Origin of the sequence: Pseudomonas sp. Irchel 3H7 (assembly GCF_900187605.1) — a bacterium.
Taxonomy (GTDB): Bacteria; Pseudomonadota; Gammaproteobacteria; order Pseudomonadales; family Pseudomonadaceae; genus Aquipseudomonas.
On sequence record NZ_FYEA01000001.1, the window covers coordinates 610,164 to 622,072 of the forward strand.

Genomic DNA, 11,909 nt, shown 5'->3' on the forward strand with positions numbered 1-11,909 from the left:
TGGCCGGAACCCTGCATGAAACGTCCCCGCCCCGCCCGACGCGCCTTGTTCGCCGCCCTTTGTCTGATTCCCGTGATCGCCGTTGCCGCGTGGCAAGTCCTGCCGCCGGGGCGCGACGCCCTCGCCACGGTGCAAGTGACTCGCAGCAGTATCGAAAACAGCGTGACCGCACTGGGCACGTTGCAGCCACGCCGTTACGTGGATGTCGGTGCGCAGGCCTCCGGGCAGATTCAGAAGATTCATGTCGAGGCTGGCGATACGGTCAAGGAAGGCCAGTTGCTGGTGGAGATCGACCCCTCCACGCAAAAGGCCAAACTGGATGCCGGGCGGTTTTCCATCGAGAACCTCAAGGCGCAGCTGCAGGAGCAACGCGCCCAGCACGATCTCGCGCAACAGAAATACCAGCGCCAGCAGAAGCTCGCCGCCGGTGGCGCCACCCGTGAAGAAGACGTGCAGACGGCTCGCGCCGAAGTCCGCGCGACACAGGCCCGCATCGACATGTTCCAGGCGCAGATCCGTCAGGCTCAGGCCAGCCTGCGCAGTGACGAAGCGGAACTTGGCTACACACGCATTTATGCACCGATGAGCGGCACAGTCGTGGCCGTCGGCGCCCGGGAAGGCCAGACGCTCAATGCGCAACAGCAAACCCCGCTGATCCTGCGCATCGCCCGGCTCTCGCCGATGACCGTATGGGCCGAGGTTTCCGAAGCGGACATCGGCCACGTCAAACCCGGCATGACCGCCTACTTCACCACCCTCAGCGGCGGTAGCCGACGCTGGAGCAGCACGGTGCGGCAGATTCTGCCAGTGCCACCGCGCCCGCTCGAACAGAATCAGGGCGGCAGCCCCACCAGCGGTCGCAGCGGCAGCGAACGCGTGGTGCTCTACACCGTGTTGCTCGACGTCGACAACGCTGACAACAGCCTGATGACCGACATGACCGCGCAGGTGTTCTTCGTTGCGCAACAGGCACAGGACACCCTCACCGTGCCGACCGCCGCCCTGCAACCCGGCTCACGGCCGCAGTGGCAACGCGCGCAGATCGTCGCCGCTAACGGCGAAATCCAGGCACGTGACGTGCGCACCGGCATCAGCGACCGTTTGCGCACACAAGTGCTTGAAGGCCTGGTCGAAGGCGATCACATCCTCAGCGCGCCGGCCACCGGCAGCGGAGGCTGAATGCAAACCCCTCTGATTGACCTGCGGCAGATCCGCAAATCCTACGGCGGCAATGACAGCCCGCTGGTGGAAGTATTACGCGGTATCGACCTGTCGATTCATGCTGGCGAGTTCGTCGCGATCGTCGGCGCATCCGGCTCCGGCAAATCGACTTTGATGAATATTCTCGGCTGTCTCGACCGCCCTACCAGCGGCGAATATCGCTTCGCCGGCGAAGATGTCGCCCAGCTCGATACCGATGAACTGGCCTGGCTACGCCGCGAAGCGTTCGGTTTTGTGTTCCAGGGTTATCACCTGATTCCGTCCGGCTCCGCCCAGGAAAACGTCGAGATGCCGGCCATCTACGCCGGCACCCCGGCCGCCGAACGCCACGCCCGGGCCAGTGCCTTGCTGGAGCGGCTCGGCCTGGGCAGCCGCACCGGCAACCGCCCGCATCAGCTTTCCGGCGGTCAGCAACAGCGGGTGTCGATTGCCCGGGCGTTGATGAACGGCGGCCACATCATTCTCGCCGACGAACCCACCGGCGCCCTCGACAGCCACAGCGGCGCCGAGGTCATGACCCTGCTCGACGAACTCGCCGGTCAGGGCCATGTGGTGATTCTCATCACCCACGACCGCGAAGTCGCGCAGCGGGCCAAACGCATCATCGAGATTCGTGACGGGCTGATCATCAGCGACACCGCCGAACAGCCGTCAGCGCCACCACGCAGCGCCAACCCCGGCGCCTTGCAAGCCGTGGATCTGCGCCAGCGCCTGAGCACCGGCAGCACCGAGACCGGCGCCTGGAAAGGTGAACTGGTCGACGCCGTGCAAGCGGCGTGGCGGGTCATGTGGATCAATCGTTTTCGTACTGCGCTGACACTGCTGGGGATCGTCATCGGCGTGGCCTCGGTGGTGGTGATGCTGGCGGTGGGCGAAGGCAGCAAACGCCAGGTGATGGCACAGATGGGCGCCTTCGGTTCCAACATCATTTACCTCAGCGGCGCCGCGCCCAACCCGCGCACGCCACCGGGCATCATCACCCTCGACGACGTCGCCGAGCTGGCCGCCCTGCCCCAGGTGGAACGGATCATGCCGGTCAACGGCTCGACCGCTGGCGTGCGTTTCGGCAACGCCGACCACAGCAGTTACGTCGGTGGCAACGACACCAATTTTCCAACCATTTTCAACTGGCCGGTGGTTCAGGGCAGTTACTTCACCCAGGCCGATGAAGACAGCGCCGCCGCCGTGGCGGTGATCGGTACCAAAGTGCGCGACAAGCTGCTCAAGGATGTCGCCGACCCGATCGGCCAGTACATCCTGATCGAAAACGTGCCGTTTCAGGTGCTCGGCGTTCTTGCGGAAAAGGGCTCGAGCTCCGGCGATTCCGACAGCGACAACCGCATCGCAGTGCCCTACTCGGCGGCCAGCACGCGCCTGTTCGGCAGCCGCAATCCGGAATACGTGGTGATCGCCGCCAAGGACGCACGCAAGGTCAAAGACGCCGAGCAGGCGATCGAACAGGCGATGCTGCGGCGGCACAACGGCAAGAAGGATTTCGAACTGACCAACAACGCCGCAATGATTCAGGCCGAAGCACGCACGCAAGGCACGCTGTCGCTGATGCTCGGCGCCATTGCTGCAATCTCTTTGCTGGTCGGCGGTATCGGCGTGATGAACATCATGCTCATGACCGTGCGCGAACGCACCCGGGAAATCGGTATCCGCATGGCCACGGGTGCACGACAGCGCGACATCCTGCGCCAGTTCCTCACTGAAGCGGTGATGCTCTCGGTGGTCGGCGGCATTGCTGGCATCAGTCTGGCGATGCTGGTCGGCGGCGTGCTGTGGTTCAGCGGCGTGGCGATCGCGTTTCAATGGCTGGCCGTCATCGGTGCTTTCGCCTGCGCGCTGGTCACCGGCGTCCTCTTCGGCTTCATGCCTGCCCGCAAGGCTGCCCGGCTCGACCCGGTCACGGCCCTTACCAGTGAATGATCGATCTATGAAAGCGCCACTGACACTCCTTGCCGCCAGCCTGTTGCTGGCGGCCTGCAACAGCCCTGCGTCGCGCCCCGACAGCGGCGTGCAGCCACCGCCCGCGTGGCAGTCGCCTGAGCAGCCCGGTGCCGTGCAGAGCAACCGCCAATGGTGGACGCAGTTCGGCAGCCCCGAACTTGATCGACTGGTCGAACAGGCGCGACTGGGCAGCCATGACCTCGGCGCCGCTGTTGCGCGAGTCAGGCAAGCCCAGGCCAGTGCGACGATTGCCGGCGCCCCGCTGCTCCCGGAAATCAAGGCCGGGCTCAATGCCAATCGACAGAAACTGTTGCACGGCAAAGGCTATAGCCAGCTGGACGTCAGCCCGGATAATCGCTCGCTGGATTATTACGACGCCGAGTTGAGCGCCAGTTACGAAATCGACTTCTGGGGCGGCAAACGCGCGGCCCGCGACAGCGCCGTATTCGGCGTCCAGGCCAGCGAATTCGACCGTGCCACCGTCGAGCTGACCCTGCAAAGCGGCGTGGCCAGCAGCTACACCCAAGCCTTGGCGTTGCGCGAACAGGCGCGCATTGCCGAACTCAATCTGGCCAATGCGCAGAACGTCCTGCACCTGGTGCAAACCCGTTTCGACGCCGGCAGCGCCACCGCGCTGGAACTGGCCCAGCAAAAAAGCCTGGTAGCGGAACAGCAGCGCAAATTGCCGCTGGTGCAACAACAGGCCCGCGAAGCCTTGATCACCCTCGCCGCCCTGCTCGGCCAACCAGTGCAGACACTGTCGTCACCGCAACAGTCGTTCGAACAGTTGCAGTGGCCGAATATCGCCAGTGGCGTGCCCAGCGATCTGCTGAGCCGGCGTCCGGACATCGCCAGCGCCGAAGCCAAACTGGCAGCGGCTCAGGCTGACGTCACCGTCGCTCGCGCGGCCATGTTGCCGAAAATCACCTTGACCGCCAGCCTCGGCACCGGCGCCGATCTGGCGGCGGACCTGCTGCGCACCACGTTCTACAACCTGTCTTCCGGCTTGACCGCGCCGATCTTCAACAACGGTCGCCTGAGCGCCGAGCGCGACAAGGCCAAGGCGCGTCAGGACGAACTGCTGGAAACCTATCGAGGGGCGATCATCAATGGCTTCGCCGACGTGGAAAAAGCCCTGAGCAGCATTCGCGGCCTCGACGAACAGCGCCAGTGGCAAAGCGAAGAGCTGAGCCAGGCGCAGACCGCGTTCGACATCGCGCAAAGTCGTTATCAGGCCGGTGCCGAAGACTTGCTGACGGTGCTGCAAACCCAGCGCACTTTGTATGCGGCGCAGGATATGAATGTGCAACTGCGCTTGTCGCGACTGCAGGCGAGCATTGCCTTGTACAAGGCGTTGGGCGGTGGCTGGCAGGTTATCTGACAGCAACATCTCTTGTAGGAGCTGTCGAATGCAACGAGGCTGCGATCTTTTGATCTTGCTTTTAAGAGTCAAGATCAAAAGATCGCAGCCTTCGGCAGCTCCTACACGGGATCGCGTCGTGACTGATTGAATTCTCGGGGCAAAAAAAATCGCAGCACCTGGCTGCGATTTTTTTTGCGCTTAGAGTTGCCGGCCTTTCACTTTCAGATGCCGGGCATACCACGGGCGCTGCGGCACTTTGCGGAACAGGTCGGCCATGTTGTCTTCATCGCCAAACGTGATGCGCAACGCCAGCTTCATGGTTTCCGGGTCCATTTCCACCGAACGGCCGATTTGCAACCCCGGCACGGTGCTGCAGCCATGGGTGTCCGGCCCCAGCCAAGGATCGTCGACCTCAACCCAGCGCCCCGGCGCAAACCACGGCACACCGTTGACTTCCAGCCGGCTGACTTCGCCCGGGTGGAAACGCTCATGTGCACGGAACCAGTCTTCGATACGGTCATCGATCCAGCCGTGGAAACGCCAGAACACCGGGTTCACATGGGAGGAAAACGGGTCGCCGAGAAAGTCGTTTTCCGGCGCATACCAGCGCGCCGCGAAGTCCGCCTGATCGCGCGCCATCGGCACCGGAATGTTGTTGGACGGGTCCCGCGCCACCGACGCCCAGCGCATGTGCAGCCAATCGTGCAGGCCCAGTTCGACTTCCGAACCGAACTGGCCGAGGCTGAGTTTCGCCAGGTAGCGTGGGTCGCGGTACTGCGATTCCCACACCTGGAAATTGCTGTGGTAGGTCTCGGCCGCTTTGATGTCGCTGACCCACTTGGTGTACTCGTCGTCACCTTCGGTCAGCCAGGTGGGCGGCAGCGCGTCACCGTCGTGATTGTCGAAATAGCGGGCGAAGCCCTGGCGGTCACGCTCCAGTTCCGGCTGCGGCATCGGGAAGGCCTGCCATGACGGCAGATCCTGCATCGAACGGGCCTTGCCGAGCATGTGCCGGTGCATGAAGAAGAAGTCGATGCCCGAACCATTGCGATCCTTGCTCGGCCCACGGGCATCGCGCTCCTTGTCACGGGGGCCGGGTTGCCAGCCGATACCGCGCAGGGCATCGCGTTTTTTCTCCGAGAGTTTGTGCCACTTGTCGCGGCTGGCGTGCCAGAGCTGGTGGAACAGGCGATGTTCCGGCGCGACCAGCCACGCCAACAGCGTCGGGTTCAACCCGGTGCGTTCGCGGGCCTCGGGAAAACGTCGCTTGATGGCGATGAAGTGATTGTCCAGTTCGGGCAGCGCCAACGGCCGATCCAAGCGCAACACTTGCCCGGTGAACGTGCCACTGCCGGCATTGCCGAATGCCGCCCAGACTTCGTCGAGTTTGACTTTGAATTCGTAGACCGGCGGCGCGTGCGGCGCATCGGTACGCATCAGCCGCCAGTACAATTCGGCGCCGTTGCCCGGTGCCAGATCGCCGATCACTTGATAACGCGCAGGTTCTGCTGAACGCAGATTGGCACCGGTATCGAGAAACCCACGCAGGCCGCGACCCCGGTGGGCAATGTCGAGAAACAGCTCCAGGCCTTCGCGTGGCAAGCCATCGAGCCCCGCCGCAGCGCCGCTGAAACGGATATCCCAGACGCCGCGCAGGTTGTCCGCCAACTGTTGACCAGCCGTATCGGCCAGGTCGACCGTGGCCTCTCCCGGGGTGATCGGAAACTCCTCGCGGGTCAGCTCACGATGTGCATAAAAAGCGGCAGGCAGCGCGGCGCCCGTGAGTGCCATGCCCGCCATGAACCAGCGTCGAGAGATCGTCATTGCCCTACCTGTGTCAGCCATGAAGCAGGCTTTATCCAAGCTAGAACGTTTGCTCGCCGGGGAAATTTACGGCCCCGGCAAAAGATCGCGATGCGCCGTCAGCGCTTTTCCTGCGCGCGACTAAATTACCCGCCCGGCCACTCGTTCCTCCCAGATAGCAAAGGCCCCTGCGCCTGCACCTCGACGGCGAACCTGAATGAGATGGCAATGACAAAACCGCGTTCGAAAAAGGCTCTATTTATCGGCCTGCCGCTGGCCTTGGCGATCAGCGCCGGCGCAGGGTTTCTGGCTTGGGATTACTGGTTTCGGGACAACCCCGGCTACCCGGTAAAGGTGATGAAGCAGGCGACCGAATTGCAGGATCGCATCCTCTCGTTCGACAGCCACATCACCGTACCGCTGAGTTTCGGCGCCCACGGCAACGAAGCCGACAAGGACGGCTCCGGCCAGTTCGACCTGATCAAGGCCAATCGCGGGCGCTTGTCGGGCGCTGCGCTGACCGTGTTCGGCTGGCCGGAAATGTGGAATGGCCCCAATGCCCCGCATCGCCCCACCGAAGGTTTTGTCGAAGAAGCCCGCAACCAGCAGGAAGTCCGTTACAAGATCATCACCGGCATGGTCCGCGACTTCCCCAATCAGGTCGGCATCGCCTACACCCCGGATGATTTCCGCCGCCTGCATGGCGAAGGCAAGTTCGCGATTTTCATCAGCATGCTCAACGCCTATCCGCTGGGCAACGACCTGAGCAAACTGGACCTGTGGGCCGGGCGCGGCATGCGCATGTTCGGCTTCAGCTACATCGGCAACAACAGCTGGGCGGACTCGTCGCGGCCGCTGCCGTTCTTCAATGACTCGCCGGACGCCCTCGACGGTCTCTCCGATATCGGCAAGCAAGCGGTGCAGCGTTTGAACGATCTGGGCGTGATCATCGACGTTTCACAGATGTCGACCAAAGGCCTGGAACAGGTTGCGCAGTTGAGCCGCACACCGTTGGTGGCCTCGCACTCGGCGCCGCGTGCGGCAGTGGATATTCCGCGCAACCTCAGCGACAAGGAACTGCAACTGATCAAGAACAGCGGCGGCGTGGTTCAGGTGGTTGGTTTCTCGCAGTACCTCAAACCGCTGACCCAGGGCACGCAGGACAAACTCAACGCCCTGCGCGCACGCTTCGATCTGCCGCCACTGCCAAACCTGGCCATGGCGCTGATGCCGGGCGATCCGATCATCACCGCCTGGTCGGAACAGAAACTCGGCCAGTACGCCAGCGGCCTCTACGGCATCCTTGAAGAAGAGCCGAAAGCGACCCTCAAGGATCTCGGCGACGCCATCGATTACACGGTGCGCAAAATCGGTATCGACCATGTCGGCATCTCGTCCGACTTCAACGACGGCGGCGGCATCAAGGGTTGGGAGAACGTTGGCGAAATCCGCAACGTCACCGCCGAACTGATCCAGCGCGGCTACTCCGAAGCGGACATTGCCAAGCTGTGGGGCGGCAACTTCATGCGCGTCTGGGATCAAGTGCAGAAAGCCGCGAAACCGGCGCTGATTTCCCGTCAGGACACTGCCAAGCCATGACTGACCGCCGGACCTTTCTGAAACAGGCCGGTGTGATGGCGGCTGCCCTGCCATTCGGCGCCAGCCTCGCGGCGCCGGCAATGGCCACGACTTCGCCAGTGGCTTCTGCGAACAAATGGACGCAATTGCGCCAGCTGTTCGATCAGGACCCGCAGGCGATCCACTTCGCCAACTTCCTGATCACCTCCCATCCCAAACCCGTGCGCGAAGCCATCGAACGCCATCGCGCCACGCTCGACCGGAATCCGGGACTGGCGATGGATTGGGATCTGGGGAGCAACGAACAATTGCAGCAAAACGTGCGGGTCTGGGCCGGCAAGTACCTGCAAGCCAAGCCCGGCCAGATCGCCCTCACTGGCAGCACCACCGAAGGCCTGGCGATGATTTATGGCAGTGTGCAGGTGCGCGCGGATCAGGAAATCCTTACCACCGAACACGAACACTATTCCACGCGCAACATCCTCGATTTCCGCAGCCGCCGCGATGGCACCCGGGTGCGCAAACTCAAACTGTTCGAAACGCCGCAAAGCATTTCCACGGATCAGGTGCTCGACACGATCAACCGCAACATTCGCCCTGAGACCCGCGTACTCGGCATGACCTGGGTGCATTCGGGCAGCGGCGTGAAATTGCCGATCAGCGATATTTCGCGGCTGGTCGATGAACACAACCGTCAACGTGACGACAAGGACCGCTTGATCTACGTGGTCGACGGCGTGCACGGTTTCGGTGTCGACGACCTGAGTTTCCCGCAGATGAACTGCGACTTCTTTATCGCCGGCACCCACAAATGGATGTTCGGTCCGCGCGGCACCGGCATCGTATGCAGCCGCAGCGAAGAGCTGAAGTACGTCAGCCCGAGCGTGCCGACGTTCTCCGAAGCCACTTCCTTCGCCACCATCATGACCCCGGGCGGCTATCACGCCTTCGAGCATCGCTGGGCGGTGGACGAAGCGTTCAAATTGCACCTGCAACTGGGCAAGGCCGACGTTCAGGCACGCATTCATCAGCTCAACAGCTATCTGAAACAGCGCCTGCGCGAACGCGCGGACATCGAACTGGTGACCCCGCTCGAGCCGAAATTTTCTGCCGGTTTCACGTTCTTCCGGGTCAAGGGCCAGGACAGCGACGAAGTGGCCGCCTACCTGATGCAAAACCGGGTGATCTGCGATGCGGTCAGCCGCGACGTCGGCCCGGTGATTCGCACGGCGCCCGGCCTGCTCAACAACGAAGCCGAAGTGGAGCGTTTCATGGCCCTCCTCGAAAAAAAACGGCGCGCCTGATCCCTCGACTCCAGTTTTCCTTTCACAGAGACGACTCATGAAAAAGCCTCACGCCTGTTTCACCTTCAAGGCCCTGCCCGCGCTGGCCCTGACCGCGCTGTGCGCCGGCCTGCTGCCCGGTGCTGCTCAAGCGGCGACGCCGCCGGCGCCGGGCAAAGTGTTCAAGGACTGCAAGGACTGCCCGGAAATGGTCGTGCTGCCGACTGGCACCTTCACCATGGGCACCCCGGATGACGAAGTCGGCCGCGAACCGGACGAAGGCCCGCGCCACGACGTGACCTTCAGCAAACCGTTCGCCATCAGCCGCTTTCAGGTGCTGGTCGGCGAGTGGGACGCGTATGTGCGCGAAACCGGCAACAAGCCTTACGACTTCGATGATCGCCCGGGCCGCCGCTGCACCGCTGGCAAACCGGAATTCAAACAGACTGCCCGCGACCCGGCCGTGTGCATGAACGTCGCCGAAGCCCAGGGCTACATCGATTGGTTGTCGAAAAAAACCGGTCATGCCTATCGCCTGCAAAGCGAATCGATCCGCGAGTACGCCGCACGCGGCGGCAGCAGCGGGCCCTTCCCTTTCCCGTTCGATGAAGGCAACAACTACCAGATCTCCAAACACGCCAACACCTATGGCGCCGCCGACGGTTACAACTTCACCTCCCCGGCCGGCACATTCCCGGCCAATGCCTTCGGCGTTTACGACGCTCACGGCAACGTCTACGAATGGACCGCCGACTGCTATCACAAGGATTATTCCGGCGTACCTAACGACGGTCGCCCATGGACTCAGGAAAACTGCGAACGCCAAGTCATGCGTGGCAACGACTGGGGCGAGGCGCCGGTGTTCTCGCGTTCCGGCAACCGCAACAGCAGCTGGCCAACCAGCAAGGGCGACTGGCTCGGGTTTCGCGTAGTGCGCGACCTCTGATCCTGCCCGCCACGACCGCAGTCCCGTCTGCGGTCGTTTAAAGAAAGTCCGTGACCATTCGTTTTCCTTTAGTACCGGCACTCCCTCCGCACCGAAGCAGGAATCCTCCATGACCAAGCCTACGCGTGGGGCGATCAACGAATTGTTCGCCTTGCTCAAGCCCTTCCGCCTGATCGTCTCTGTGTCCATCGTGCTCGGCATGATCGGCGGCCTGAGCGTCACCGTGCTGCTGGCAACCATCAACAATGCCCTGCACTCCGACGACGGCCTGACCCGCACGGTGGTGATGATTTTCGCCGGCCTCTGTGCGCTGGCCTTGCTGACGACGATTCTGTCCGACATCGGCACCAACTACGTCGGCCAGCACATCATCGCCAAATTGCGCAAAGAGCTGGGGGAGAAGGTCTTGTCGGCGCCAATCGACCAGATCGAACGCTATCGCAGCCACCGGTTGATCCCGGTGCTGACCCACGACGTCGACACCATCAGCGACTTCGCTTTCGCGTTTGCCCCGCTGGCGATATCCATGACCGTCACCCTCGGCTGCCTCGGCTATCTGGCCATGCTGTCCTGGCCGATGTTCCTGATGATGCTGGTGGCGATTGCCATCGGCACGACCATTCAGGCGATTGCCCGGGCCAAAGGCATGCGCGGTTTCTACGCCGCCCGTGATTCCGAAGACGAACTGCAAAAACACTACAACGCGATTGCCGAGGGTGCCAAGGAACTGCGCATTCATCGCCCGCGTCGCCAGCGTATGTTTGTCGCCGGGATTCAGAAAACCGCCGAGAAGATCTGCGACACCCAGATCAAATCCATCAACACCTTCGTCATCGCCAAGTCTTTCGGTTCAATGCTGTTCTTCGTGGTGATCGGCATGGCGCTGGCCCTGCAATCCTTCTGGCCCAGCGGCGACAAAGCGGTAATGAGCGGCTTCGTCCTGGTGCTGCTGTACATGAAGGGGCCGCTGGAGCATCTGGTCAGCACGTTGCCGATCATCAGCCGTGCGCAGATTGCCTTCCGCCGCATCGCCGAGCTGAGTGAGCAATTCTCCTCACCCGAACCGCACCTGCTGCTGGAAGATCAGGGCAAGAAACCCGGCGCGGTCAACAGCCTCGAACTGCACAACGTGCGTTACGCCTTCCCGCCTGTGGAAGGCAGTGAGCCGTTCCGTCTGGGGCCGGTGAACCTGCGTATTGAACAGGGCGACATCGTGTTTATCGTCGGCGAAAACGGTTGCGGCAAAACCACGCTGATCAAGTTGTTGTTGGGTTTGTATGCGCCGACCGAAGGCGAGATCCGCGTCAACGATCAGCCGATCACCGCGCTCAACCGCGATGACTACCGGCAGAATTTCACGACGATTTTTGCCGACTATTACCTGTTCGACGATCTGATTCAGGGCGACCGCGAAGTCCCGCAGGACGCGACCCGCTACCTCGAACGTCTGGAGATCGCGCACAAGGTCAGCGTGCGCGACGGCGCATTCAGCACCACCGATTTGTCCACCGGCCAGCGCAAGCGTCTGGCATTGGTCAATGCCTGGCTCGAAGAGCGGCCGGTGCTGGTGTTCGATGAATGGGCGGCCGATCAGGACCCGACGTTCCGCCGTATTTTCTACACAGAGTTGTTGCCAGACCTCAAACGTCTGGGCAAGACCATCATCGTGATCTCCCACGATGACCGTTACTTCGACGTCGCCGATCAACTGGTGCGCATGGAGGCCGGCAGGGTCAAGAGCGAACTGCAAACCGCTTGATCG

General features: G+C 62.4%; 8 protein-coding genes. 7 read left to right on the forward strand and 1 reads right to left on the reverse strand.

The genetic code is table 11. The annotated features are described in order from the left end of the window. Window positions 1-15: 15 nt before the first annotated feature. From CKW38_RS02975 to CKW38_RS02985, 3 genes are read left to right on the forward strand one after another with little or no spacing between them, the layout of a single operon-like run. Window positions 16-1,179: an efflux RND transporter periplasmic adaptor subunit gene (locus CKW38_RS02975; protein ID WP_095111774.1), complete on the forward strand. Its 1,164-nt coding sequence runs from the start codon at window positions 16-18 to the stop codon at window positions 1,177-1,179. After that, window positions 1,180-3,153 carry a MacB family efflux pump subunit gene (locus tag CKW38_RS02980; protein WP_095111775.1) on the forward strand — a complete coding sequence of 658 codons (1,974 nt, stop codon included), beginning with the start codon at window positions 1,180-1,182 and terminating at the stop codon, window positions 3,151-3,153. 7 nt (window positions 3,154-3,160) lie between these two features. Then, complete coding sequence (locus CKW38_RS02985; protein WP_095111776.1) at window positions 3,161-4,555, forward strand: efflux transporter outer membrane subunit; 1,395 nt, start codon at window positions 3,161-3,163, stop codon at window positions 4,553-4,555. Between the two features lie 180 nt (window positions 4,556-4,735). Here the strand turns inward: CKW38_RS02985 and CKW38_RS02990 are convergent, their stop codons facing one another. After that, a complete protein-coding gene (locus CKW38_RS02990) occupies window positions 4,736-6,361 on the reverse strand; it encodes a PvdJ/PvdD/PvdP-like protein (RefSeq protein WP_095111777.1) in 1,626 nt (541 codons plus the stop codon). Window positions 6,362-6,568: 207 nt separating this feature from the next. On the opposite strand from CKW38_RS02990, the gene pvdM reads away from it, so the two are divergent. From pvdM to CKW38_RS03010, 4 genes are all read left to right on the forward strand, one after another. After that, the gene (gene pvdM / locus CKW38_RS02995; RefSeq protein WP_095111778.1) at window positions 6,569-7,939 is read left to right on the forward strand and encodes a pyoverdine-tailoring dipeptidase-like protein PvdM; all 1,371 of its coding nucleotides are present in this window, start codon (window positions 6,569-6,571) and stop codon (window positions 7,937-7,939) included. Continuing rightward, window positions 7,936-9,222: an aminotransferase class V-fold PLP-dependent enzyme gene (locus CKW38_RS03000; RefSeq protein ID WP_095111779.1), complete on the forward strand. Its 1,287-nt coding sequence runs from the start codon at window positions 7,936-7,938 to the stop codon at window positions 9,220-9,222. The genes pvdM and CKW38_RS03000 overlap by 4 nt, the downstream gene beginning before the upstream one ends. A 37-nt stretch (window positions 9,223-9,259) precedes the next feature. Beyond that, the gene (locus CKW38_RS03005) at window positions 9,260-10,147 is read left to right on the forward strand and encodes a formylglycine-generating enzyme family protein (RefSeq protein ID WP_007913354.1); all 888 of its coding nucleotides are present in this window, start codon (window positions 9,260-9,262) and stop codon (window positions 10,145-10,147) included. 109 nt (window positions 10,148-10,256) lie between these two features. Continuing rightward, window positions 10,257-11,906 (forward strand): cyclic peptide export ABC transporter, encoded by a 1,650-nt coding sequence (locus CKW38_RS03010; protein ID WP_095111780.1) that lies wholly within the window; start codon window positions 10,257-10,259, stop codon window positions 11,904-11,906. The last annotated feature ends 3 nt before the right edge of the window (window positions 11,907-11,909 follow it).